Annotated in this window: 20 protein-coding genes and 3 pseudogenes; 10 read left to right on the forward strand and 13 right to left on the reverse strand. The window is 53.1% G+C overall.

Features of this window, described 5'->3' with window-relative positions:
* Window positions 1-30 precede the first annotated feature (30 nt).
* Window positions 31-747 (forward strand): alpha/beta hydrolase, encoded by a 717-nt coding sequence (locus AC3WK8_RS26440; protein WP_103326282.1) that lies wholly within the window; start codon window positions 31-33, stop codon window positions 745-747.
* 7 nt (window positions 748-754) lie between these two features.
* Here AC3WK8_RS26440 and AC3WK8_RS26445 read toward each other — a convergent pair whose 3' ends face one another.
* From AC3WK8_RS26445 to AC3WK8_RS26485, 9 genes are all read right to left on the reverse strand, one after another.
* Entirely contained in the window at window positions 755-1,333 is a 579-nt protein-coding gene (locus AC3WK8_RS26445; RefSeq protein WP_085596407.1) for a DcrB/PsbP domain-containing protein, read from the reverse strand.
* Between the two features lie 106 nt (window positions 1,334-1,439).
* Window positions 1,440-3,242 (reverse strand): B12-binding domain-containing radical SAM protein, encoded by a 1,803-nt coding sequence (locus AC3WK8_RS26450; RefSeq protein WP_085596406.1) that lies wholly within the window; start codon window positions 3,240-3,242, stop codon window positions 1,440-1,442.
* A gap of 28 nt (window positions 3,243-3,270) precedes the next feature.
* Window positions 3,271-4,185: an aromatic amino acid exporter YddG gene (yddG, locus tag AC3WK8_RS26455; protein WP_085596405.1), complete on the reverse strand. Its 915-nt coding sequence runs from the start codon at window positions 4,183-4,185 to the stop codon at window positions 3,271-3,273.
* Window positions 4,186-4,286: 101 nt separating this feature from the next.
* The gene (locus AC3WK8_RS26460) at window positions 4,287-5,063 is read right to left on the reverse strand and encodes a helix-turn-helix domain-containing protein (RefSeq protein WP_085596404.1); all 777 of its coding nucleotides are present in this window, start codon (window positions 5,061-5,063) and stop codon (window positions 4,287-4,289) included.
* A gap of 268 nt (window positions 5,064-5,331) precedes the next feature.
* Complete coding sequence (locus AC3WK8_RS26465; protein ID WP_256592389.1) at window positions 5,332-5,730, reverse strand: thiol-disulfide oxidoreductase DCC family protein; 399 nt, start codon at window positions 5,728-5,730, stop codon at window positions 5,332-5,334.
* Between the two features lie 102 nt (window positions 5,731-5,832).
* Window positions 5,833-6,267, reverse strand: coding sequence for a hypothetical protein (locus AC3WK8_RS26470; protein ID WP_256592390.1), 435 nt, complete (start codon window positions 6,265-6,267; stop codon window positions 5,833-5,835).
* The gene (locus AC3WK8_RS26475; RefSeq protein ID WP_146043294.1) at window positions 6,248-8,275 is read right to left on the reverse strand and encodes a hypothetical protein; all 2,028 of its coding nucleotides are present in this window, start codon (window positions 8,273-8,275) and stop codon (window positions 6,248-6,250) included. Before AC3WK8_RS26475 ends, AC3WK8_RS26470 begins: the two co-directional genes overlap by 20 nt.
* Entirely contained in the window at window positions 8,272-10,005 is a 1,734-nt protein-coding gene (locus AC3WK8_RS26480; RefSeq protein ID WP_146043295.1) for a site-specific integrase, read from the reverse strand. The genes AC3WK8_RS26475 and AC3WK8_RS26480 overlap by 4 nt, the downstream gene beginning before the upstream one ends.
* Window positions 9,998-11,263, reverse strand: coding sequence for a tyrosine-type recombinase/integrase (locus tag AC3WK8_RS26485; protein WP_103326286.1), 1,266 nt, complete (start codon window positions 11,261-11,263; stop codon window positions 9,998-10,000). Before AC3WK8_RS26485 ends, AC3WK8_RS26480 begins: the two co-directional genes overlap by 8 nt.
* Before the next feature lie 1,178 nt (window positions 11,264-12,441).
* Here AC3WK8_RS26485 and AC3WK8_RS26490 point away from each other — a divergent pair.
* Both AC3WK8_RS26490 and AC3WK8_RS26495 read left to right on the forward strand, forming a co-directional pair.
* The gene (locus AC3WK8_RS26490) at window positions 12,442-12,843 is read left to right on the forward strand and encodes a hypothetical protein (protein ID WP_178088060.1); all 402 of its coding nucleotides are present in this window, start codon (window positions 12,442-12,444) and stop codon (window positions 12,841-12,843) included.
* A 502-nt stretch (window positions 12,844-13,345) separates the two neighbouring features.
* Window positions 13,346-13,639 (forward strand): transposase, encoded by a 294-nt coding sequence (locus AC3WK8_RS26495; protein ID WP_158250064.1) that lies wholly within the window; start codon window positions 13,346-13,348, stop codon window positions 13,637-13,639.
* Between the two features lie 414 nt (window positions 13,640-14,053).
* On the opposite strand, the pseudogene AC3WK8_RS26500 reads toward AC3WK8_RS26495, so the two are convergent.
* The 3 genes and pseudogenes from AC3WK8_RS26500 to AC3WK8_RS26510 all read right to left on the reverse strand — a co-directional run bounded on the left by AC3WK8_RS26500 (window position 14,054) and on the right by AC3WK8_RS26510 (window position 16,233).
* Window positions 14,054-15,027, reverse strand: a pseudogene (locus tag AC3WK8_RS26500) (IS5 family transposase).
* 148 nt (window positions 15,028-15,175) lie between these two features.
* The gene (locus AC3WK8_RS26505; RefSeq protein ID WP_146043296.1) at window positions 15,176-15,688 is read right to left on the reverse strand and encodes a DUF6932 family protein; all 513 of its coding nucleotides are present in this window, start codon (window positions 15,686-15,688) and stop codon (window positions 15,176-15,178) included.
* 107 nt (window positions 15,689-15,795) lie between these two features.
* Window positions 15,796-16,233: a hypothetical protein gene (locus AC3WK8_RS26510; RefSeq protein ID WP_146043297.1), complete on the reverse strand. Its 438-nt coding sequence runs from the start codon at window positions 16,231-16,233 to the stop codon at window positions 15,796-15,798.
* Between the two features lie 163 nt (window positions 16,234-16,396).
* Between AC3WK8_RS26510 and AC3WK8_RS26515 the strand changes: the two genes are divergently transcribed.
* From AC3WK8_RS26515 to AC3WK8_RS26545, 7 genes and pseudogenes are all read left to right on the forward strand, one after another.
* Entirely contained in the window at window positions 16,397-17,152 is a 756-nt protein-coding gene (locus tag AC3WK8_RS26515; RefSeq protein ID WP_103326291.1) for a Fic family protein, read from the forward strand.
* Window positions 17,153-17,628: 476 nt separating this feature from the next.
* A complete protein-coding gene (locus AC3WK8_RS26520) occupies window positions 17,629-18,861 on the forward strand; it encodes a retropepsin-like aspartic protease (RefSeq protein WP_158250065.1) in 1,233 nt (410 codons plus the stop codon).
* 13 nt (window positions 18,862-18,874) lie between these two features.
* On the forward strand, window positions 18,875-19,699 hold the full coding sequence (locus AC3WK8_RS26525; RefSeq protein ID WP_158250066.1) for a tetratricopeptide repeat protein: 825 nt from the start codon (window positions 18,875-18,877) through the stop codon (window positions 19,697-19,699).
* The gene (locus tag AC3WK8_RS26530) at window positions 19,696-20,976 is read left to right on the forward strand and encodes an HlyD family secretion protein (protein WP_158250067.1); all 1,281 of its coding nucleotides are present in this window, start codon (window positions 19,696-19,698) and stop codon (window positions 20,974-20,976) included. The genes AC3WK8_RS26525 and AC3WK8_RS26530 overlap by 4 nt, the downstream gene beginning before the upstream one ends.
* Before the next feature lies 1 nt (window position 20,977).
* Entirely contained in the window at window positions 20,978-23,146 is a 2,169-nt protein-coding gene (locus tag AC3WK8_RS26535; protein ID WP_103326294.1) for a peptidase domain-containing ABC transporter, read from the forward strand.
* Between the two features lie 11 nt (window positions 23,147-23,157).
* On the forward strand, window positions 23,158-24,555 hold the full coding sequence (locus AC3WK8_RS26540) for a TolC family protein (RefSeq protein WP_158250068.1): 1,398 nt from the start codon (window positions 23,158-23,160) through the stop codon (window positions 24,553-24,555).
* Window positions 24,556-24,722: 167 nt separating this feature from the next.
* Window positions 24,723-24,947, forward strand: a pseudogene (locus tag AC3WK8_RS26545) (integrase core domain-containing protein); the annotation flags it as partial.
* Window positions 24,948-24,978: 31 nt separating this feature from the next.
* On the opposite strand, the pseudogene AC3WK8_RS26550 reads toward AC3WK8_RS26545, so the two are convergent.
* A pseudogene (locus AC3WK8_RS26550) lies at window positions 24,979-25,837 on the reverse strand (IS3 family transposase); the annotation flags it as partial.
* Window positions 25,838-25,876: the final 39 nt, after the last annotated feature.

The following is a 25,876-nucleotide window of genomic DNA, read 5'->3' on the forward strand; positions in this document are numbered from 1 at the left end:
CGTCGATTTTCCCCACCCAAGGAGCCTTCCATGATCCGTTGCCTGGCGCTACTGGCCCTATTGACCGCGCCCTTTGTCCACGCCGATACCCTGCTGCACGACGACTTGCCGCTGCGCTACCTGGAGCAGGCGCCGGCAGAGACCCGCGACCAGCCGCTGGTGATCTTCCTGCACGGCTACGGCAGCAACGAGGCCGACCTGTTCGGGCTGCATGAGCGCTTGCCGGCGACCTACACCTACCTGTCGGTGCGCGCGCCGCAGGCCCTGGACGCAGATAGCTTCCAGTGGTTCCGGCGCCAGGGGCAGGGCGCCTATGACGGCGTTAGCGAAGACCTGGCCAGCAGCGCCGAGTTGATCGGCCGCTTCGTCCGTGCGGCGGCGGCCAAGTATCACACCGAGCCTGGCAAGGTGGTGCTGGTGGGCTTCAGCCAGGGGGCGGCAATGGCTTATGAAGTGGGCTTGCGGCATCCGCAAGCGGTGCGCGGGATTGCCGCCTTGAGCGGGAAGATCCTGCCGCTGCTGGCCTCGCAGCTCAGGAGCGAGCCAGGGTTGCAGCGCCTGGGGATCTTCATCGGCCATGGCACCAGCGACCAGCGCTTGCCCTACAGCGACGGCGTGGAGGCCAACCGGCTATTGCGCGGGCTGGCCCTGGAACCGCAGTTCCATGCCTATCCGGGGATGGGCCACAGCATCAGCGAAGTGGAGATCCAGGATCTGGATCGCTGGCTGCGCGCACTCGCCCCCTGAACCAGGGTCATTGGCCGAGGATCTGCTTCATCAATGCCGCATGCCCGGCTTTGTCGGCGGCCCGGGAGATCACCTGGATCACCGCCATGTGCGTACCGGAGCCGGCGATCAGGGTCGAGTTCAGGGTCAGGCCGCCGCCCTGGGTGGCGGTGCTGTCGATCTGGCGCACGCCGAGACCCTTGAGGGTGAGGCTTCTTTGCGCCTGTTTCTTGAAGTCCGGCAGTGCCTGGGACTGCTGGACCAGGAAGCCGGCGGTTGCGTCATCGAGAAAGGCACTGTCGTTGTCCTTGACCTGGGCCCCGTTGGGAATGCGGTTCTGCGCCGCGATCACCACGGTGCGGGTCGTGTCATTGGCGTACAGGGTGCCGCTGGCGCCGCCGGTGCCCTTGGCGTCGTCACCCACCGGCAGCGTCGCGGCGCTGAAGCCCTTGGGCAGGCTGAAGGCCAGCTTGCCGTCGAGCAGCGTGACTTTTTCGCCCGTGGCCTGGCGAGCGGTGGATTTGCCGGCGGCCACGGCGTTCAACGCACCAAGGCCCGCCACGGCGGCGAACACCAGGACCAGGGCTTTTCTAGCTAGGGATGACATGCACGATCTCCGGGCATCTGGATGGAAGGCGCGCATCATCCCACGCCCGTGGCAGCCGGCTCCAGAGGGATTTCTTTCATTGGATCCCTGGCCAGGCGTATCGGGTCTAGGCATCTACCGGCCAGGTACCGCGGCGGACCATCTCTTTCACTCGTTCCGTACCGTTGGCCCGAACCAACAGCTCCAGCCTGGCTTTCTCAATGTCCTGGGCACTCCATAGTTCGGTGGCCATAGTGGCTTTTTCATGGGACCAGCCATTGTCATAGTGGCGCACTACATACTGCTGCTGGTATTCCCACATCTCTGTACCCGGAATGGGGGTGACGATGAACGGGTTGGCATATGCCATGCCGGCTCCCATCAGCCTGACTGCATAATCGGTAGTCCTTTCGATCAGCTCCAGGCTCTCGATGAACGGCTTGGCTCCAGGCGCAGCTGGAGGGTTGACGAAGCCGAGCATGAAGCCTCCGGTCACTTGAATGCCGTGTTCGGTGAATATTTCGATGATTTCGAAGGTGGCCTGCTGGATGGCGTTGAAGCGTGATTTATTGGAATTGACAAGGCTGTCTTCGTTGGCGCTTTCCACCGCCAGGTAGATGTTGTAGCAGCCGTTTTCCGCAATCGAACGAATGAACTCACGTGCAGTCAGGCCTCCTTTGATTGCCGCTATCACATTGCGGTATTGCGGGCTCTTCAGCTCCTTGTCGTCCAACTCTGCGAGGAAGCGCTCTCCCTGATGTAGAAGTACGAGGTTGAACAGGCTCAAGCCGCCTTCCTCGACCCAGGGCAGGTTGTGCTTTTTCAGCAGACGCCCTACTTCCATGGCGTATAGGGGGTCGTGCATCAGGTGATCGTCCTCGATCAGAACTTCAGTGACGCCTTGGTTGACCAGATCGGCCAGGTGCAGGTCGAACCAGTCCAGCCCCAACGCTCGCCATGGGCCATTGATCTTGGGGATGTAGCAGAAGTTACAGTTCACGTTGCAACCGATGGTGGAGAAGATCTGCGCCCAGGCACCGTGCTTGTGCACCCGGGCCCCCGAGGAGTGATAAGGCTGCAGGTAATGATTCATGTCCAGGAAGCTGAAGTCCGGCAACGGCATCACCCCCAATCGCTCATCCAGCTCCTGGCGGGCTGGCACGATGCTCAGGTAGCTGGATTTACGTGACGGGCGGATCAGTTGGCCCTGCTGGCCTCGATACGCCACCCCTGGAACACCATGGATGTCTGCTTCAGGATGGCTCAGTGCGTCGAGCAATAAGGTGAAGGCGCGATCGGCTTCATTGATCAGGACAAAGTCGAATGCTGAATCTAGCAAAGCGTTTTGCCAGTCGCCGCTGGAGTGGGCGCCTCCGGTCACTAATACCAGGTTTGGGTCGATGGACTTGACCAGGTCGGCCAAGGCTCGGGCATTGCCCCACTGCACTGTGTAGTTGCACTGGATTCCGATAATGTCCGGCTGGGCCGTTTCGATGATAGTGCGCAACTGTTCGTCGGTCAGTCCATAGCGCAGCAGGTGGCCTTGATCCACCCTTATCAGCTGTGATTCCTGCTCCCAACCCGCAAACGGAGCATCGACTATCTGTACGTCATACCCGGCTCGTCGGGCGACAGTGGCAATACGTAGCAGGCCGATGGGAGTGCCGGCGCGCTTCATCACCTCGAAGGTTTCGATGCCAATATCGGTAAAAGCGCTACCAGCCGGTGCCGGCTCGACCAACCGTGTATAAGGCGGGACGAACAACAGTACTCGGGGCGCTTCCCCGTGGGCACGCCGGCGAGTTGCACTATGGCTGGTGGTTTGAGAGGGCGCTCCCAGCGACTTGAGAGCCGCCCGGGTAGGCGCCACCGAGAAACTTGGAGCTGCGCGATCAAGCATTGCGGCTCCTTCGGAGGCAATCAGATGCATTTTTCTTGGGTTCCTTGCAGATAAATAATCAGGAGCGGGGCGCGCGCTCAACGGAGGTCGCAATCACGGCTCCGGCAATGATGAGTAGCGCGGGGATGAGCAGAATCGGCTTGGCGTGGGTTTGTCCGACGATGATGAGTAACAGGGTCGAAAACAGTGGCGCCAAGTAGGACAAGGCTCCAAGGCTCGCTAGGTTGCCGTGCTTGGTGGCGTGATCCCAGGCAAAGAACGCCAGGCCGACCGGCCCCAGGCCCAGTCCAATGATGGCTGCCCACTGATGTGCATCTGGTTGGATGGTGGTTTCGAAGGACAGGTGGCAGAGCAGCCCGGCAATGGCGACCAAGCCGCAGATGCCGCCAATGATGCTGCTGGGAACATTGCTGAAACGACGGTTGATCACTGAATAGCTCGACCAGACGAGGGCACAGAGCAGCGCTGCTGCGTAGCCAGCGAACGGCATTGCGGCGATGCTGACTTGAGATCGCTGTTGCATGATAAACGCTGTGCCGGCGAGCCCCAGGAGCGCGCCCAGTACCTGCCTACGGTGCAATGGTTGGCCGCCAGCGAAACTTGCGAGCAAGACGATCAGCAGCGGCCAGAGATAGGCGATCAGACTGGCCTCGGCCGGAGGTGCGGCCTTGAGGGCAAAGAAATACAAGGCATGGTAGGCGAATATGCCTAGAAACCCCGTGGCCCAGACCTGCCAAGGCTGGCGCCAACCTGCAAACCCTGATGGGCCTCGCAGTCCAAGGATCACCAGGCTTGCCAGAAATGCCACGGCAAAGCTTAACGCCAGTAGTTCAAAAGGCGGGATGCCCGCAGTGAGGGTTGTAAGCAATGCCAGACATGACCAAAGAAATACAGCAACGACCCCGATGGCCGTTGCTGATGTTGCTGTTCTGGCATTGCTGGTCGTTCTGGAGGACGTCGTGCTGTTTGTCATGGGCCCCGCCCGATGAGCGTTTCGGAACGGGGATGATAGAAATGTTGGCCTGGGGGGGTATTGGTTAGTGCTGCTGGATATTTGTTCCAGGCTGCATGTTTTCAGTAGGCTCTGGAATGCCTTCTGGCAAGCGCAGGTGTCAGGTCATGGCTTTTCTTCAAGGCATGGTTCAGCGCACTCTGGTCGGCGTATCCCACTCGGTGGGCAATTTCGGTGATTGATAGTTGAGTATCGCGTAACAGATCCATGGCCAGGTTCAGGCGCAAGCGAGTGACATGGGCGAACGGGGTTGTACGTAGGTGCTGCTCGAACAATATGTACAAGCGCCTTTCGCTTGTTCCTGATACCCGGGCAATTTCCGAGGCAGTCAAATGGCTATCAAGATTATTTTCGATGTGAGTCAGCGCCCTGGCCAGGGTGAACTGTCCATGGTCGGGAGTGTTGCTGTGAGGTTGTACCAGGGATGACATCAACAAGGTGCTCCAGGATTGCGCCACCTCCGTTGAGCTGGTCAACAAGGGCACGCTACGAGTGGCGTAATCAAGTAGATGTCGAATCTCTGGGCGGACTGGGAAAAAGCTTTTTTCATTCAATCTCTTGATGGTTTCTGCTTCGCTTTTCTGCATGTAGGCGCAAGGCAGCGGCACATCAAGAACCAGGAAGGTATTGCAAGTATTGGAAGAAAATGCATGAGGAGTCCCAGCAGGGATGATGACGCCCTGACTCCAATCGACCTTACCGCCACGGCCATCAATTTCGATTTCCATCGACCCTGATTGGGGCAGGACTATCTGGTGATAATCGTGATCATGCAGTTCGACTTGACCTGAATAAGATCGCAAAGCCAGTGAAGCCTTCTGTATTTCCATGTTGCTCATTAGGCTCTTCCATAAGACGAATCGTATGCATGATGCATGAGTGATTGAGTACTGCGCCAGTATCTGGCTATCAAGATTCAGCAGCGTTTTCTGTATGCATTGTCCGTAGACGCTGCCGAGTCTGCGAGGCTGCGACCGGGTGCGCAGCGCCCATGAACAGTTCGGCGCGGTGCATCCGGATTATCGTATGGCCAGGCCCTGCCCCCGGTACCGGGTCGAGCGCAGCCTGCGGCAGCGGCTAGACCAAGCAAAGCGCTGGCGTGGCAGGTCAGGGCGTGTCGTCGAGAAAGCGCCCACGGTGATCGGGGCTGGGCAGCAGGCAGACGTCGTAGCGGCCGAACCAGCGATAGCGGTGGCGGGCGATGTAGCTGTAGCCCCAGTCGCGCAGGGGCCGGGGAATCCACTGCAGCAGGCGCAGCCAGCGCCAGGGCGCGGGCAGTTGCGCCATCAGGCGGATGAAGGCTGTGGAGCGCAGGGACAGGCGCTGGCCTTCGATCAGCACCACGCTGTCGAACTGTTCGGTGGACAACCCGGCCCACGCCAGCAGGGCCTGGCCCTGGGGCGATTGCACCGAGGCCAGGCGGATCCGCCGTTGGGTGTCATGGGCGATGACGAAGCGCACCGAGGCGTTGCACAGCTTGCTGACAACCGCGAGTAGCACAGGCATGGACATGCCTGTTCACCCTCTGAATACGAGATATGTACCAGGCTGGCAATGTCCATGGAAAAATATCGAAACAACGCGAGTTGTCTATAGTGATGTCCAAACTTAGTTCCGGCTGATTCGGGTTGGTTTAGTTAGGACTTCATCTAGTTGGTGCTGCAAAGACTGCACCTGCTCGCTCAGCTCAATAATCCGGCGGTGCGCACTGGTCAGTAGTGACTGAGCCGCGTCACGCTGCAAACATGCATCTTTCAACCGATCCGCCACCGAGCGTTTTGCTCTACGTTGCTTGAAAGCTGTTTGACGTTTTGATGGTATTGGTTCTTGGTGTAGCTCCAGATAGGCTTGAATTTCACGAATCAAAGCGGGGAAGCGCGCCTTACGTAAGGCTGATGGATCGCAGCCAGCCTCCCTGGCAACATTGTTTTGGGTTACTGGTTTCCCATGCTCTAACACTCTGGGATGGCCTGCCTTGAGGCGTTCAAAGGCTTGCCGAAATCGCTGTTCGGCACTCAAAGATTCAACTGGTGTGGATGACATTCAAGTAGTTCTCCATCCCTAGGCGATCACTGAGAAGCGCTTGGTATCGGGGGCTGTCTTCTGGGAGCATCGACATCTCCTCAGTGATACGTTTTATGTCAGCTTGAACCTGCGATTCTTTGGTTCGGTCAAATAGGACATCCGGACACGGCTTTCCGCTGTCCCCTCCAGCACATCGAGCTATCGATTCGACGCCACCGTACTCGCACATCCCTGCCTTCATACACCCTCCGAGGCGATGCTCTCGAAAGCTGACCTTGCCACTCTTCGCCCAGGCCGCCAAGGTTTTTACGTCCTTCGTATTCAGGACGCTCACCACAATGGTCCGCTTATGGTCGGCGGAGTATGGTGATACGAATCGGTTGCTCGCGGCGTTTCGGAGTTGTGCCGCCATTGCTTCGTACATGGCGGTGACTACAGCAGCCTCTACAGTTTCGTTGAGATGTAGACGGGTGTAGCCCCTACCATAGTAAAGAGGCATCAGTCTCGAGCAATGTTTCATCTGCTGCTGCATCGAACTATCGGAGATGAGCCCTGATGCAAACATGTTCACCGCACTCGTTCTCCGGTACTGGTGCCAGGCCAGTGGCCAGGATCGACCAACAGCAAATCTGTCTATTGGAAGATTTGGGGTCAGTTGTTTGGCAATTTTTAAGTCATCGTGAGTGACGCGGAGCTGAGAGGGCTCAAAAAGACAAGGATAATGCCTGATAACCTCGACCAAACTATCAGCTTCATGTCGGATGTAATAAGCTGTCACCTTGCCAGCCCCCCATGGCTCACTAGGTACGCTGAATAGATACGGGTCGTCTATGTCATTTGCCGTGGGGGCTACCAATGGGTTGACCCGATCACAAATCATTCTCATACGAGAAATTGCTGTTATTGCAATGATGGCTTTTTCTACACTAGGGCTAGCTACCCAACGAGCGTCCGAGTCACTATATGTTTTTGTCGTTTCTCCACATATAATAGGAACACGCCCCAGCTTTTCATCATTCTCCCACTCTAGGCAACTCGCTCGTAAAGAGGCAACCTCCTCTCTACGTTGTAGTGTGAAGTTGGCAATATAGGCTAGGCCAGCGATGGTGACCATGGATAGGTATGATGAAAACAACTTGATTGGCACTTTATCTCGCTTAGCACCAAGCCACTTCACTAGTAGAGACATCAAGCCAAATCGTTCTAAGGTTTCCGCGAATGAGCCTCGATAGACGCGGCTAGAATTTTTCTCTGAGCTTTTAGTGAATGGAGCCTTGTAAGTAGCCTTATGCCGCTCTAAGGCCGCCGGTAATGACCCATAATTACAAATATAAGCGTCAAGACAAAATCGGAAGCAATCTTCAATCTGTACCAGATTAGCAAGAAAGTCGTCGATACACTGGCTCAAGCGGTTAACTTGGTAGACCCAAATACGCGGCGGAATGTACGGAGTCTGGATCGTGTTATGGTCGGGTCTAATGCTGGCCAATCGCTTCAGACCATCTTGGTCGATGATGGTAAAACCTAACGTAACTCGGGCGTCATACAGTCTGTTGAGTTCCGCGATCGTCCTGTGATATCGACTTGGAGCTATAACTTCAGGCAATTGATCGATTAATTTTGGAAAACGCATCATGTCGCAAGCTAAAATACTGTTGCGGCTACATAGTGCGATCACGGAACGTATCATCGTAAAAGCAGTCTGAAGAGACCCGGCTGCTTTGATAGCTCTATACCCCCACATGCGCCAGGTGATAACCAATCTCAGAAGGTTGGCGTTCTCAGGATCAAGTGAGTCGCTTTTACTTTCTGATCCATCACCGAAGTTTAATTTAAAGGCCGTTCCTGCTATTGGTGTAAGATCCCACACAGGGTCACCCCAGCGAGAGAGTACCGAACCATCTCGATCAATGCTCACCGGCCAATCCTTGGCGGGTGGCCATGATGATGGCCTAAAAGCCGAAGAAGATGAAATTATCCAGTCTGCCCGAAGCCCCAAGCCCATCTCATGCAGTTCCATTTTCATTCTGAAGCCCCCTCAACACTCTCAATCAGGCGGCACCATTCTGGATGGTAGTTACCCTCCTCAACTCGTGCTAACGCCTCCTCTACCCAGGCTCGCCGGGTAGTGTTTGAGTCTCGAAACCATGCGAGCTTGTCACTAATGCGAGAGATAGCGTAGTAGCCTGGGTGATCCGCACTCCTCACGCCTACCGGGGCATGATATCGACTCACTTCCAATACCTTGAGGTGCCGGAAGCATGACAGAGCCCACACATAGTCGAGCGAGTCGATGTCGCGGTGATGTTCACACCAAAGGCAGCCGGAAGGGTAAATACAGTCGGGAGGGGGGGCCAACTTGGGTTTAAAAGGGAGTGCCGAAGGCACTCCGTCGCATGCGCCAGGTGCCACCGCGATTTTTGGAGCAATCTGTAAATGCATGGGGTCCGCAATTGACCAAAAACGTGTTATTTCCCCGACTGCGCGCTGGAGCGATGGGATTTCATACACAGTCAGTAGAGTTTGCTTATGGTGCTGCGCCATCTCTGCCGTAAGGTCCGGATCCCCGCTACGTCGAAGCAACCAATTCACCCTAGTACTCCGTAGCATGCTAGGTGGCTGCCAAGCAACATCAGCATCTTTACACGCCTGTATGATCAAGCCGAAGTAGGGGCGTGATTCTTCATGAGCGCCCTTGTAACGTAGAAGTGGAAATAGGCGTGAGTCATCTGAGAACAACGTCCTCCGCCATTCAAGGTAGCGTTCAAAGTGGCTACGGTACTCCTTGAAAATTTCAAATAGCACCTCTCCGCCGCGCCTCGACTTGTAGTCCCTGACCTTATAACTATCGATATCGCTGGAGTAGCTGAAATGACGAAACTCAAGGCCACTTGCCTGCGACACATTCATTCCTGTCTGTCCAATGAACATTAGGAGTTCGGCTAAGATCCGCAAGTTGATCAACGTTGCTCTTGAACGCAACGACCGTTTGTTTTCATAAGCAGCTTGTCGTGCGGCCATACGTGTCAAACGCACTTGCTCTCGGTATGGTGTTCGCGGAATCGCACCTCTCTCCATGGAGTGCATTCCTGCCCATTGGACGAGTTCTCCTCCACTCTGAAGGGGAATTCGTACAGGTCTTGGCCCCCAAATGGCACTGAGCGTCATACCATCACAGATATCTTGCAAAAGCCGTCCAAATGCAAAAGCAGACTCTAGGCACTGCTTATCTGATTGAATAGTCTGTACAGCTTTCCGGCGTTTCGGTTCCTTAAGTCTGGTTAACTCAATCATTGGTGTAGTTCGACCTAGTGCATGATCCAATAACTGGCCAACCACTCGTCCCTTTGTGTATGCCGTGCGCTGGGCCAAGGTTTTAGTTACTTGCCAGCAATGAAAAAGGGCGTCTGTCCAATGGATGTAAGCAACCTGAGCCGTAGGCAGGGATAAGGTATAATTCTTCCTATCGGCCCACCTGAAGAATTCACGAATGCTCTGAAGCTGTGTTTTAGTCGTTTCTTGGCTACCGCCAGCAGTCAGTTTTCCTGCTATTACAGCATGCAATTTTCTAACTAAATCCAATCGCTCCGGCGATACGGTGCCAAGTGTGCCTCGATCGATAGCGTCTGCTACTAAGTCGTGTCTTATTTCTGCACCGCCGATATAAAGTAGTCTTCGCATATCCCATGAATATGAGTTTATTCCAATTTTAACCCTGGGAAGAGTGAGCTCTGGAATCTGGAATTTTTTATGCATGAAACAAATTCCAGTCACGATTAATGATGCCAGTAAACGCCGCCGTAAACTCTTTGGAAATCAGGGCCTTTATGGGTGCTCTCTGGATGAATCGCACGTAGCGTAAGGTTGTTGTTTCATCTTTGTGGAGCATTGCCTCCCGAACAAAGGCTACTGCACATGCTTCGTTGGTCACCTGTAAAGCAACCTCCATTAACCAAGTGCCGTAAGTGCATCGTGTCTGATGAAATTTGAATGTCTTCATGAAGTTTAGCCCTGCCGCCACAGTTCTTCGACGAAGATCTGTCATCAATCGATTGAAAGACTGCTCTCGATATGGGTTTCCTCGCGAGGTCAGGAACAAAGAGCTCCGATGTTCGGGCAAAGCTAAAGCCTGTCGACTCAGGCGGCGCATGGAATAAGTATATGTATTTAATGCATCAATCAAGAAGCTGGGCACCAACAGATCACCAATGGTGTCGAACTTTGTGGAAACCTTAGTTCCGGGCCCAATAGGTAAACGATAAAAACCTGACATATTTGGGTCAGGTATTGCTCCTTCAATATTTTGTACGGCGAGTGTCAAAATAGACCCAATTCGAGCGCCAGTTAGGAAGCCGATGGTCAGCATTAAGTGAATTTCTTCAAGAGATTCTGATGCTGTAAAGTCTAGTAGAGCCTGTACATGATCACTTTGCAAAGGCACGAGGCCGTCTTCCAATGTAAGGCCTGGTCTCGCTCTGTTTGGTATGGCAAGTTCAGATTTTTGCCGGCTTATCGTTCGCTCAAATCCAGCCGAGTCAAAGTAGCGTAATAAAACTACTTCATCGTGCCACATAGACGAGTGTTGGCTGACGAACCCATAGATCTGTGCATGTCGATAAAACTGGATCAACGCTCGCATACGGGCTGTCGTGGTACTGGGCCGGAGGACACCGCGGTTGCGCTGAGCTATCAGCTCACCTCGGTAGCGTACGATGACCCGGTCAGCCATGCGATCTGGAAAGTGGCGCCAGTCCAGCTCCTCCGCTTCAAGCCAGTCTGCATAGGCGTATAAATGCTTCATGAGGGAGGTCACGGTTTTAATGTGACCGCCGACCGTACGGGTTGCTATGGTAAGCGCCCAATGGTTGGCCTCCGTCCAAGGCTCCCCGCTACCCCAGAATATTTGGGGAAGATCTTCGATCTGCCGAGAGCCTTTGTCATGCTCCCATCGGATTAAGCCGGCCTCAACGACCTCTCGCATCGGTGTAAATTGAATAAACTCAAGGTTAGCCATGGTCACTAAGCACCTTTACTTTCACTAAGCCTCGTTAGTCCTGATGACCACTTTTACCCCTTTTCAACTATTTTTAGCAATGCACTCATATATATAATGTAGGGGCGGAATTAGTAAAAAATAATCCTCTTGATTTCGCGAGTGAACTCAAGCTCTTCGCCTACGGATATTTTGGAGCAAGGTGTTGATATCCTGTAGGCGCTCGGCCGGTTGCGTTATAGGTCGTTGCTGGTCAGCCGCATTTGAGTCGGCTCGTACATTGCGGTAGAACTTGCGCATAGCCGGACTTTCCTGTGCCATTGCCCCCGTACACGATGGTGAGGCCTTGCGTTTCAAGCTTCAGAGCCTGGTTGTTCGGGATTTTTCCACATTGGTCAACGAATGAAGGGACTTAAGAGCGACAGACTGGTTCTGATTCGCCTCGGCCGGAAATGCTCCGCGGTGAACCTGATCGGCACTGGAACAGATTCTAGTACACTGGTGATTCCATTATGCTGCTTAGCGAGATCAAGAATTTCATCAAGATCCGTATCGCTCCAGGCCCTCTGAACACATAGGCGTCGTAGAGCGTCGTGGCGCCACGGTGGTAATCTATCCGCCCACGCCAATACTTTCTCGTAAATAGCCATGTCCATGCTCCTTATCTATAAAGGGTATTAGCATAGGAATTCTTACCGCGCTATTAATGGACTGCCACCAGTGATGGCTTGGTTGTGTTGGCGCTTATCATCAACAAGTGGGTATAAACGGAAGCGGCTGAACTCCAGTTGATGGATGTTTTTTCAATGAGATCTCATAAAGCTCCTTGTATGTAAAGTTGGATGCTTCCATTGCGTCAGGATGAGGGAGGCTATGTGCTGTTTTTCTATTGTTTAATATGGGTTAGTGTTGATTGTAGTTAAATATTTTTTATTTGTACTAGTTCGGTTTTCGGGTTTTTGGTATTTGTTGGTTTTAAAAAAGTATTTGCCGAGCACCTTGAATGGTTTCGAAGCACATTGCTATGTCTAGGTTGGAAAATATATATTTCCAATACCAGATGCTTCAATAGCATATAAGTGCTCCATGACTAAGAGCAGATTGGCAATGTCGGCCCGGGGCTGAGCGAGCGCATAAGGCTTTGCCTTATGTCGATTTGCGTGCATGCTGCGAGCGAAAGGCGGCAAGAGGTAGAAGCCATGAAGGTGGGAAAACTCCAGTCAGCGATTGTCTCGATCGCTGAGTTGATCGATTGCTTGCGTCCCACGAATGATTCCCCTTATTCGATTGAGCGTTATATTGAGATCTTTGCCCTAAGTCCTGTCGTTTTTGCCAATCATGTCGCAGCCTATAGTTGCAGTCAGCCAGATGCCACCTGCACATCCTATGTCGAAACAACGCAACGTTTTATCGCGGATGTCCTTCGGGTGATCTTGGTGGTGGCCGAGAGCGGGGTCGCAGTCGAGCGAGCGATCACTTGGTTTCGCTTCGAGCCATTACCACCTTTCGAACACCAGACAGCGGAGCAACTGGTCAGTCAGGGGCAAGTTGAGCGGGTGTTACAGTTTCTAGCCTCGTGGCAGGCAGGGAGCCAAGGATGAGTTGCAGTGTGCAGCGGCAGGTCGGTCTGCAACCGACCTACCGCTCATGCTATCGCACTGTCCTGTACGCTGTGGATACGCGTTACGACATTCGCGGTTCTATGCTGTCAGAAATGGTGAAGATCTGTCTGACACACCGTGCCACTCTGCCTCCGGCGCGGCGGGCATATTTCGCGCAGTACGCGCCAGGAGAGGTGATGGCGGATCTGGAAAGGTTTACCGCCAAGTTGCTGTTTGGTCCCATGGGGCGCCTTTCGCCGCAAGAGTACCGTCACTCATGCGCAATTGATCTTTGCAAGTTTTAGTAGGCCGGAGGAGGTTGCGCTCAAGTGGCCTGGCGAGGAGCGCCTGCTTTGCAATAGATCTGACGCGTGGCGTCATTTGATTATGCTCGGGCCGCGCGGTTGCGGCCTGGCTGCGTTCCCGGGCGTGGAGGGTTGGTCTGTCCCCGGGCAGAGTGGACACTGACTTAAGGTGGATAATGTCCACCGCAAGAGTGTTCATGACCCAGACCAGACGACGTTTTCCCGAATCCTTCAAACGCGAGGCGATAGACCAGGTGCTTGCCGGCACGCCGCTTCGTCATGTAGCCGAGACGCTCGGCATCGCTGAAAGCCTGCTGGGCAAATGGAAGCGCCAGTACGAGCAGCAAGGTGACGATGCCTTTCCGGGCAACGGCAAGCAGCGTGGTGAGAGCGCGGAGTTGCGTCGTCTACGCCAGCAACTGGCTCAGGTCACCATGGAGCGCGATGTTTTAAAAAAGGCGCTCGCCATCTTCTCGCAGCCCACGAAGTGAAGTTCCGCGCCATCGAGGCGTTGGCTGGTCGCTATCCCGTAGCGCCAATGTGCCGGCTGCCGCGGGTATCCCGCAGTAAGCGTCCGGCGAACTCACCTTCCGAACTTCAGTTTTAAAGGCGATGGTGTTCACGTACTTTTGCGGACGCGATCACCCTTAATCGCCAGGATTTCCATGTGCCAATGAAGCTCTTATCCGAAACCCTTCAAAGCCCAGGTCGTTCAGGAATGCCTGCAACCTGGGGCGACCATATCAAGTGTCGCCATCCGTGACGGTATTAACGTGGGCGTCATTCTAGGGATTCTCCGGACAAGTTACCCACCAGCCGGAAATGGACTGCTTGGAGATACCGAAAACCCCGATTTTCAGCCTCTGATTATTGGAAAACCAAGGCATAGCCTTGGTTTTCTACCCTCACGGGCGCACCTTTCCCGCAGTAGGCAATAATTGCCGGCGCACCATCCACAGATTCGACAGCGCGAACAGTGTGGTCAATTGCGCCGTATTCTTGGCCAGGCCGCGGAAGCGGGTCTTCACATAACCGAACTGACGTTTGATCACCCGAAACGGATGTTCGACCTTCGCACGTACCTGGGCTTTGGCCTTCTCGATCTTGCGCCTGGCCTTGTACAGCGCACTGCGTTTGCTCAAATACTTGTAGGTGCTGCGTCGCGCCGCGACCTGCCAGATCACTTGCCGACCGTCGTGCTCAGGCCGTTTCTCTACGCCGGTGTAACCGGCGTCAGCACAGACAACGTTATCGCCACCGTGCAACAGATGGGCAACTTCCGTCACGTCAGCCACGTTGGCGGCGGTGCCATGAACATGATGTACCAGGCCCGATTCTGCGTCAGCTCCGATGTGCGCTTTCATGCCGAAGAAGTACTGGTTGCCTTTCTTCGTCTGGTGCATTTCAGGATCGCGTTTGCCTTCCTTGTTTTTGGTCGAACTGGGTGCGTGGATGATAGTGGCGTCGACGATGGTGCCCTGGCGTAACGAAAGGCCCTTGTCTCGCAGGTAATTGTTGATGGTTTCCAAAATGCCCGCCGCCAACTGAGCAAGTGCCGGAAGTTCATGATCGTCGTGTCTTCGGGGCTCGGAGCGCTGAGCGTCAGACGAGCAAACTGGCGCATCGAAGTAATCTCGTACAGCGCCTCCTCCATGGTTGGATCACTCAATGAGAACCAGTTCTGCAGCAGGTGAACACGCAACATGGTTTCCAATGGGTACGGCTTGCGACCACCGCCGGCCTTTGGGTAGTGCGGCTCAATCAATGCCACCAAACCGCTCCACGGCACCACTTGTTCCATCTCGGCCAGGAAACGCTCGCGACGGGTTTGCTTACGCTTACCGGCGTACTCGAAATCGGAAAAGCTCATCTGACTCATGGGATGGAGGGCTTGTAGAGGGCTGTTGGGCGGAGGGCTATTTCAGCACAGGTCAGATGACCTGTGCTGACTTGGTCGGAGAATCCCTAGGCATTCCGGTCATTCCGACCGGTACTTGCCCCGAAGCGGTAGTTGAGCCTGCGCGATTTCAGCCCTTGCAGTCAATCAGTACCAGCCCAGGAGTTGTAAGGCCATCATTTTTCCTATGGGTGTATAAAAGTGCGAAGAACAGTGCCATTTTCAGTGTCAGGATGGGGCGAGTATCCATCGGGACCAACCGCACATCCAGGCCCTTGAGCTTCTGTGCACGCTGCCATTGGTCCAGAGGAAAGGCAATTTCCTCCTTTTTCAGCGAATAGAATAGTACGGCATCCAGATCACCAGGAGTACTTTTCAAGGTTAGAAAACTGCCTCCAATCAGTGCGATATCAATGCTCAATCCTGCATCTTTCAGTTCGCTAATAGACAATTTCAACTGATCCGAAAACTCCTTTCTGGGTGAGCTTGTGTAAGCCTCACAGAAGTTTGAAAGCGAGGTAATATAAGGAGCGGAGTTCAATGGAGTGCTGGTTATGTCAGAGCCGAGGAAGGCTGGAAATGCATGTTTGCTCGCCTGATTGTAGTAATAGGAAAACAAGGAGTCCAATTCATCTGCTGGCATGTTTTATTGTCCGTCGCTGGTTGTGGTCCAGGCGCTAGAGCTGAGTAAGTGTTGACCGCATTTATAATTATCAAAAATTGCGTTCGCCCTGATCAAAATTGTACAAATCAGGGGGTGTATAATAGACCCCTTATTCTTGAGTCGTATTCGTCAGGCTTAGAGTCCTGTGGTTTTTGTTTCATCTTGGTAAAAGGCGCAGGAATATTCGAAACATGATTCATCTTCCCCTTTAGGGGGGGTAAAGACCACGAAGAACTCTTTGAAAGGCTTTTATCGGATGTGACCGAGTAACCTGAATATTCTTTAATGCAGTTCTCTTTCTCTATGCCTTCTGGTGCATATTGGCAGGCTTGCCGAGCATTACGTTTGAAACACGCTGCTCGTTGCGCCTCCAATAATTGGTTTTGGCAAGTACCCACAGAAAGTAAGACTTGAACAAATTTTCCCCAACCAGTACCGCCAGAGAATGAGTCGGCATTTAGAGAGCTGGATGCCAATAAAAACAAAAAGAAAATAGTATTTCGAGGCCAAGTCTGGGTGGGCATCCAGGTCATCCGTGCTGTGGATTATTAGTTTGTTTAACACGTCTCCCTGGTCTCTGTAAACAGAATCTATGGATTACTTGTAAAGTCTCGACTGTAAGAAAATTGTAATTTAAAGCTGTTAAAAGGGAGTTTACAGATAGTACTCGCTCAAAGGTATTTTGCTATGGAAGGCAATGTAGTTGAGAGAAAGCTCCTGCTTTATCCGGACTTGAAGTCACTCGCTGTCGAAACCCTACAGTATGTCGACAGAACGAATAAATTGCTCGCTCTCCACGGGCATCGAAACAGAGCTGAGCAGTTGCAAATTATTCACAGTGATGAATCGCTGGCGGTACTGCGACACTCGTTGAGCCCGTATTACATGCTGAGAAATCCGCCGACCCAAGCGGCAAGTCGTTCACTCAGTGAAATAGAGGTGATGAGTAATCTCACTCAGCTTTTTGCAGGTTGTATTGAGCAATACCGGCCTCTGCAGTTTTACAACTTCATTGAGACGCTGGGTTGCTTGCTACTGGAAAAACCAACTTCCCTCCGCAAAGGGCCTATTTTTACCACGGTGGATCGGCAGGGTAGTCGGGTCAAATATCCGGATGCGGATCATATAGAGCCTGCTTTGAATAACATGCATAGGTTCATTCTCTCTCGCAAGGACTCACTTCCTGATGTCGCTACTGCTGTTGTGGTGTCTACAGCATTATTAAATTGCCATCCTTTGGTGGACGGAAACGGGCGAGCGGCGAGGATATTGTTGAATTTTTTGTTATTGCGTAGCCCACAAAATTATTTGTACTTCTACGACGCTTATTCGGCAGCTCAAGGCGGTTATCAGATTCGCATACGAATGGCCGAAACTTTAGGCGACTGGGATGAGTTGATGGGCTTCTATTGCTTCTTAATTGGTCGGATGTGTGGGGGTTGATATAGCGCCTCAAAGGATCTTGAAGCGTGCATTAATGACCATGGAAGGAATACTAGGGAATGAAAATTTACTTCATTGAGCGAGGTTTGTAATGCGTGAACTAACGGCTGCAGAGTTGCTGCTTGTTTCTGGCGGGAGTCAAACAGACCCTGTCTCGGACTGGAATGATGAAGATGGAACTCATGGCAACTTCAGTAGCGGGGGGGGCGGTGGGCACAGCTTTACCTTCACCGACTCCAGTGGAACACAGGTTACTGTCGGTAGCATGAATGGTAACTCAGTAACGGAAATCCATGGTACCAATCAACCGTCTACGCCGAGTGGCTTTCAGGGCACGACTAACAGCTCTGTCGACCCCAACGGTGGGGCTGGTGGAGGAGTGACGGTCACAATACCAATCCGCTAATGCTGTAAAGGTACGACTAATTTTAGTTCGTACCTCTTTTTGAAGCGTTGCAGTCGTTGCGAGTCCGATGATGAAAGTGCGTGGCTTGAGCAATATTGCTCTTATGTATGTCATATTTTTGTGGGGTGGCGCCGGAGCCTTTGCGGCATCCAGTGAATTGTCAGGTATCGAACAAGCGACGTTTCTGCCTAAAACTCTGGTCCTTTCAAAACTTCTGAATAAAAATAATGATCAGAGTGTGATCGCCGCGATAATTCTCAGACGCTCTTTGCAGTCAGTTGTAGGTGCTGGAACGGGCAACCTTACGTGCGCTCAAATTGTTACCGAAGAAAGGCAGTTGGCCTGCCAGTTATTGCTGCTAGGCGAGGCATTCAATCAAAAGAACTATCAAGAAATGCTCCGGCTTTATCGGCTGCTGGACGGGGGTAGTAGAGCGATCTGGTCAACTAAGGTGCCAGGACTTAATGACCAGAGCCTGGCGGCCATCGATGAATTCCCCGCTTTTGAACAGGCCCCTGCGCCTGGTGCAACAGCAGTCGGGTGGCAAACGGTGGACAATGGTTTTCTGATGTTGAGGGCAAAGCCGTATCTGACTGTTGAAATAAATGGCGTTGCGCTCAAGGCCAAGCTGGATACTGGAGCCAGCGTCAGCCATTTATCGGCCGTCGATGCTCGACGCCTGAACCTACAGGCCAGTCCTTGGGAGTTTGATCTGGCGACCTATTACCAGGACTCAACCGTGAAGTCGAAGATGGTGCTCTTGAAGACCCTTGATGTTTCAGGACAAAGGTTTAAAAATTTTGCTGTTTTGATGGGAAGCACGGAGACGCTCCTGGGACTAGATATCCTCTCTAAACTGGGCCGAATAAGCATAAATGCCTCGGGTATCACCTTTAGTAGTACTGCTGATCAGAGCCTGTGTGAGTCAAAGGTATTTCTTGGAAGTAACTTGTCTCGTACCACACAGTTCCTATTTACCTATCTGCTGGTTGATGGCGAGAAGGTTCCAGTTCTATTGGACACCGGAAATATGGAGTACCTGAGTGGTGGGAAAAAACCGCTCGGCAGTGGTGTTTTAGTTCTAAGCAACCGGATAAACGATCTGACTGGTTCCTATCATGAAGCTCAATATCAAGCCAGTGAAGTTATTAGTCTTGCTGGCAAGGACAGACCAGTACAAAGGCTGTATTCGCCAACACGCACTTACCTGCTGCCCTATGTTCTGGGATGGAACGCATTCGAACACTACCAATTGGTGGTGGATTTCAATCAGGGCTGGGGGTGCCTGAATAATGTCCAGTAGGCTGATTGTGCTAATGACTACGCTGTTTTTCCTTCCCTGGGCCTGTTCGGCGGATATGGACCAGGCCCTGGTCGCTTACAAACAGGAGAACTATGCCGAGGCCTATGAAATCGCTCGGGCTGTGCGTGACAGGTATAACTCTCAAGCGTCACGTATTTTTATAGCCCGGCTATTCTTTTACGGGCAAGGCGTTGAGCGTGACACCGGTCGGGCGGTCAAAGAGTGGGAATCGCTTGCACAGGAGGGAAACATTGCCGCTCAGTCGGTATTGGGCGCCCTGTATATCGAAGGCAATACGATACCACGCGATATAGGCAAGGCGCTTTATTACAGTACCCAGGCCGCGACCGCCAAAGACCCTGAGGCCATTTATAACCTGGGTTATCTAAGCGAAATGGGACTGGACGTAGAACAGTCATACCCAAAAGCCGAGCGTTTGTATCAACAGGCAGCCGATCTGGGCCTACTCAAAGCATCGCTCCGACTGGGCTACCTATATGCAGATGGCGTGGGCTCCAACGCCAGTGCTGAAAATGCCTGTGATTGTTTTCAGAAGGCCGCGGATGGAGGGAATGCCGAAGGACAACTGTTGTTGGGTAAGTGCTTTGCTACGGGGGTTGGGCGCAGCAGGGACTTCCTCGCTGCCTCTGAATTGTATCTGCGGTCAGCCCAGATGGGATATTGGCTGGCCCAGGCCAATCTTGGTTACTTGTATGAGAAGGGACTGGGTGTTCAGCAGGACCTGGGCGCCGCGAGAAAATGGTACCTGCTGAGCCGCGATCATGTTCCCAGCGCCAAAACCAGGTTGATGGCATTGGAACAGGTACTTCCTCATTGAATAGCGCCCGAGATGATCTGGAACAGTTGTACTCACAAACGGCGGTAGAGGCCCGTTCCAAACAACGATTAGGTACCATAATTTTGATGGGGCCAGGGGCATTTAAGTTCGTCGCACTACTGGTGGGAATGGTATTGCTGGCATTTTTAATATTGATCTATGCGGGTAGTTATTCTAGGAAGATTTCTGTCAAAGGGGAGTTGGTGCCGGTGAGTGGCGTGTTGAAACTCTACCCAATGCGCTCGGGGGTGGTGTTGGAGTCATTCGTCAACGATGGAGACCTGGTACGCGAGAATCAAAAAATGATGTCGCTCTCATTTGACAGTGTCAGCGCCCCATTCGGTATGACTGAGCGGGCGGTGGGCGAGCAGTTGAAGCTTACGCTGGGGTCTCTGGATAGCGACAGGCATCAGGCTGGCGTGTTGTTCTCTCAGGAGCAGACACTGTTGCAGGATGAGGCTTCCCAGGCCCAGGCCGATGTTGAGCGCTTGAACAGGCTAATCGAGGTTCAGCGTTCCAGGCTGAACTTGGCCGAGGAAAACGCCCACCGATACCGCAAGCTTTATGTGCAAGATTACATCTCTAAGGAAGAATCAGAGATCAAGCAGTCGGATTACCTGGAACAGAGTGCTCGTTTACAGACACTACAACGTGAACGGGCAGGGGCAAACTTGGGCATTAAGTCCAAGGTCGCGACACTGGAAAAAAGAGCGCTGGCGTATCAAGCCCAACTCTCGGAAATCGATAAGAAGATCTACGTTACTAACGAAGCGCTGGCGCGTAGTGCGCTGAATCAGGGCAGTGAGCTGAGAGCCCCCAAGGACGGCATTGCCACGGTCGTTACGGCGCGGGCAGGGCAGTTTGTCTCCGCCGATAAACCTCTAATGACCATAGTTCCGGTGGATGCCCAACTGATTGCCGAAGTCTATGCGCCTAGTTCCGCCATTGGCTTTGTCAAACCCGGGGACCCCGTTTCCTTACGTTATCCGGCCTTCCCCTACCAAAAGTTCGGTTTGAAACATGGCCGGGTGATAACAGTCGCACGGGCGTCCTTGTTGAGTAAAGAAATCAGTACTGCAGTCGGTTTGGACAATGCTGAAAGTGCCGCGGCTCTCTTTAAGGTGACTATAGAGTTGGACCAACAGTGGGTCGAAGTTTATGGGGTCAGGCAAGCCTTGATCCCAGGAATGCTGGTGGAGGCGAGCATTATTCTGGAAAACCGAAAGTTGTATGAATGGGCCTTGGAGCCCGTCATTTCAGTCACGGGCAGGTTGTGACATGAGCATAGATCTACTGAAATTTTCCGGGAAAAAGAAACTTCCTTTGCTTTATCAAGCAGAGAGCGCCGAGTGCGGTCTGGTTTGTCTGGGTATGATTGCTGGTTTTCACGGGCTAGATATCGAGTTGTCAAGACTCAGGCAGATGTTTGATGTGTCCTTGAAGGGGGCAACACTGGCCAACCTGACGAGTTCGGCGAAAAAGCTGAACCTGAGTGCTCGTGCCTTGAGGCTGGAAAGCGAAGAGGTTCAAAACTTGAAGCTGCCGGCCATCCTGCATTGGAATTTCAACCACTTTGTAGTGCTCGATAAAATCAGTCGCGGTAAATATTATCTGCATGATCCGGCTAGTGGCTTACGGATTGTCTCGTCTGAGCAATTGCGCGAAAGCTTTACAGGGGTGGCATTGGAGTTGTGGCCTACACCTAGTTTTGTGGCGAAGTCACTCAGGCACACCCCTTCGTTGTGGGGCTTGATGGGTACGGTCCGTGGCATAGGGCAAGCCGCCTGGCAACTGCTATGCGTATCTTTCGCCATTGAAGCGTTGGTACTTGTCAGCCCGTTTTTCATTCAGTGGGTTATTGACCATGTACTAGTAGCCAACGACAAGGACTTACTGGTGATCATGACTGCCGGATTCTTGGTGGTAACCCTCAGCCAGCAGGCCTTGCGCGCGTTGCGTAGTTATATGGTCATGTACTACTCGGTAACCCTTGCCCTGCAATGGAAAGAGAACCTGTTTTCTCACTTGTTGAAGTTGCCGCTGCGCTACTTCTTCTCAAGGCATGTGGGAGATGTGTTAGCGCGGTTTGGCGCGGTGGACTCTATTCAATCGACCCTCACAACGTCTTTTACTACGGTGATCATCGACGGAGTGATGGCACTGTTGGTTCTGGTACTGATGTTTGTCTATGCCCCTAGCCTGGCAGTAGTTTCTCTTTTGGCGCTGAGTTGCTATGGGCTCAGCCGGTGGGGCTGGTACTTGCCTTTGCGCCGTGCGTCGCAGGAACAGGTGGTTAATTCCGCCCGGCAACAAAGCCATTTTCTAGAGACGCTGAGAGGGGTGAGGACAATCAAGTTGTTTGCACGGCAGGAGCAAAGGTGCTCTCAGTGGATCAGGCTACTGGTCGACCAGATCAATGCCGGGGTAGTGGTACAGAAGCTTCAGATTGCTTTTCAGCTGATCAATACATGCATTTTTGGTGTTGAGGGCGTGCTAGCGATATATCTGGGAGCGAATATGGTATTGCAGGGTAATTTCACGGTTGGAGCATTGATGGCTTATCTGGCTTATAAGGGGCAGTTCACCCTGAGGGTATCTAGCCTTATTGATCGCTCAATCGAGTTCAAGATGCTTCAACTTCAGGGTGAAATGCTCGGCGACATTGTGTTGTCGCCAGCGGAGAGGATTGTCGCAATTCCAGAGTGCAATCTGCTTCGCGACACGGCTATTTCTCTTGAAGTAAAGAATCTGTCCTTCCGTCATTCAGAATTTGAGCCGGATATTTTATCAGGAATCAGTTTCTGTGTAGCGGGTCGCGAGTCTGTGTGTATTGTCGGCAGTTCGGGCTGCGGTAAAAGCACCTTGCTGGGTGTGCTGATGGGGATCTATAGCGCACAGCATGGAAGCATTACTGTCGATGGACGGGAAGTTACTACGGAACATCTGCTTGCACTACGCGAGCACATGGCTGTGGTCATGCAGGATGACACGCTATTAGGCGGTTCCATTCAGGAAAACATCTCTTTCTTTGACGAAGAGGTGGAGATGAACTGGGTCATGGAGTGTGCTCGGACCGCTGCCATACATGAGGAAATCATGCAGATGCCGATGGCCTACAACACCTTGGTAGGGGACATGGGGGGGGTATTGTCTGGAGGGCAGAAACAGCGAATCCTTCTGGCACGTGCCTTGTACAAACGACCCAGGCTGTTGATTTTGGACGAGGCGACTAGCCATCTGGATCCCGTTACAGAAAGCATTGTGAATAACAATATAAAAACTACTCAGATCACCAGGATATCGGTGGCGCATCGGCTGGAAACCATTCTGCAGTCTGAAAAAATCATCAAACTTGAAAATGGCAAGGTCAAGTTCGTCATGTCCACGGCTGACTATCGACAGTCTTTGTCAACAGCAAGTCTTCAAGGTGATGTGTGCGCACATTAATGTTCATGATTATGCTGATTTTCTCCGTGCCGGCATCCGCCCGGGCAGTCACGACCTTGGCTCAGACGGGAGAGTCCGCTTCGGCTAAGATGGGAGAGCATTCGCCCAGCGCCGGTCTGTGTCCTGAGTTGACTTCTAGGCAGACCTGGAACCTGTCTGGCCTAGTGCAGTTGGCGTTGTGCAGAAATCCACTCACCGCAGAAGGATGGGCCAATGTCGATCGCCATAGGGCCCGTGTGACGGAGGCCGGCTCCGAGTATTTACCCAAGCTCCAAGCCAGCTACAGTCAATCCCGAGGGCATGGAAAGACGTCGATCGATGATGACCGATACGCTGACTATGCCGTCAATACCAAACCTACTAGCAGCGCGCTGTCGCTCAGTTGGCTGCTGTTCGATTTTGGTGCTCGTGATGCACACAAGGATTATGAAGAAATTCTGCTCGATGTTGCATTGGACTCATATCGCGAGTCTGTCAGCCAAGTGGTGATCAATACCGCAGACGCCTATTACAGCCTTCTATTGGCCCATAACCTTGCTCGAGTCAGCCACGAGGCCCTGGATAGTTTGGAGTTAAGTGTGGCAATCGGAAAAGAGCGGTTTGCCCTTGGCGCCGGCTCCAAAGCCGAGCTGCTGGAGGCGATTGCGGCCCGAGATAGCATGCAGTTGCATGTCTTACAAGATGATGCCGGAGCGGTCATGGCCATGGGCCGTCTTGCATTCGCCCTTGGGTTCAAGCCTTCGGTAAATGTGAAAGTCGAGCAGACAGAGTTGGTGGCACCCTCCATCTTAAAGTTAAACAATCTCCAGGACTATCTGCTTGCCGCCCAGAATGAACATCCGCTGCTGCGCTCGGCTCGTGGGCGTCTGGCGGCCGCGGAAGCCAATACCCGCTCGGCAGGGGCTCAGGGCAAGCCAACGCTCGTTTTCTTTGCCAATATTCAATACAACGAGTCCATCAGCTCAGGCAATGCTTACACCTATTCCTATCTGTCTAACAGTGCTGGATTGACCTTGAACATCCCGATATTCGATGGTTTTTCCGCCAGATCGCAACGAGCCAGGGCGGCTGCCGAGGTTGATGTTGCCCAGGCGCAATTACACGGTGTGGAAAACCAAGTGGAGCTGGATGTCTGGACCTATTTTCAAGAGGTGCTGGCATCTCTGCAGAAGGTCAGCTTGTCTCGCAGTTCGCTGCTCAGTTCGCAACAGGCTGTGCAAGTTGCCTACGGCCGCTATAAGAGCGGAATGGGTAGTCTTTTGGACTTGCTGAACTCTCAGAATAGGTTAATGAATACAAAACTGCAGCAAGCCCAGGCCGTCGCCCAATTGCGATTGTTCAGTATTCGCCTGGCGCTGGCCGCCGGTCAGGCCGTCGAGCCGTTGTTGATCAATCAACCCGCCGGCTAGGTCTCAGTTTCACTGGCAGGCTTGAGGGCAGCTTGACCGTCAAGCCGTCTGCTGCTTCTTCTCTAGAGCCAGTACGCTCCTTGAACCATATCGGTTCAGCCTAATTTGTAACCCAATACTGCGCGTACGACTACCAGGCCTTACTTCGGCGACATCGAATCGTGCCCAGCCATTCACGTCCCGGGAGCTGCTGGGACAACGCCGCGATGGAGAGCTTCTTCCGTTCGCTGAAGGCTGAGCGGGTGTACCTGACGCGCTATGCCAGCTACCACGAGGCGAAAACCGACCTGTTCGAGTACATCCACTTTTACAATCACCGTCGCCGCCACTCGACGCTGGGCTATTTCAGCCCGATGGAGTTTGAGCGGCGCTATGCGAGCAGTAACTCTTAACTACCTGTCCACCAGCACCGGGACAGACCACCGAGTGGAACAGTAGGCCTTGAGGCCTGCCACGTTGTTCGTAAGCCATGTCCAACGCCTTGATAACCAGATCCGCATCTGGCTTGCTCGACAGCGCCCAACCCACAATTCGACGCGCATAGAGATCCAGCACGACAGCTAGGTAATGCCATTTCCCTTGTGCCCAGATGTAGGTGATATCACCACACCAGACTTGGTTAGGTGCCGGCACTTCAAACTCTCGATTCAAGATGTTCGGAATATCCGGCCGCTCAACCGTCGCTTGTTTGTAGGCATGTGCTCCAGGTTGTTTGCTGACTAACGCCAGCTCCCGCATCAATCCACGCACCTTGAATCGCCCGATTTGTTCTCCATCTTCCCGCATCATCGACACGATGCTGCGGCTGCCGGCGGCGCTTCGACTCTGCGTGAACAGCTCATTGACTCGACTGCGTAATCGAAGTCGTTCAACGTCCGGAATTCGCCTTCTGTGACGATGTGCGTAGTAACTTGAGCGAGTGACTTCGAACACTTCGCACAAACAATCAACGGGCTCATGGTCGCTGAGCTGGCGGATCAGCGCGTACGCTCGAGATCTTCCGACATCAAGAGCGCGGTAGCCTTTTTTAGTATCGATCTCTCGCGTTCAAGGCGCGCGATCCGGGCTTCCAACTCTTGAATTTCTGCTCTGGCCTCAGCGCTTTGCTGGCCGGCGTAACGCCGCTGCGCTCCTGCTGAAGCTGATTAACCCATCGACGCGGTGCTGATTCGACCAAGCCGAGCGAACGGGCCGCTTCGGCATGGCTGTAGCCTTGATCGAGCACCAGGCATGCAGCTTCGCGCTTGAACTCAGGAGTAAAGGTACGGCGTTGCTTGGTCATCGGACACCTCTCTGTGGCGAGCACTCTCGCCTAAATGGG

This window comes from Pseudomonas sp. FW507-12TSA (assembly GCF_058781435.1).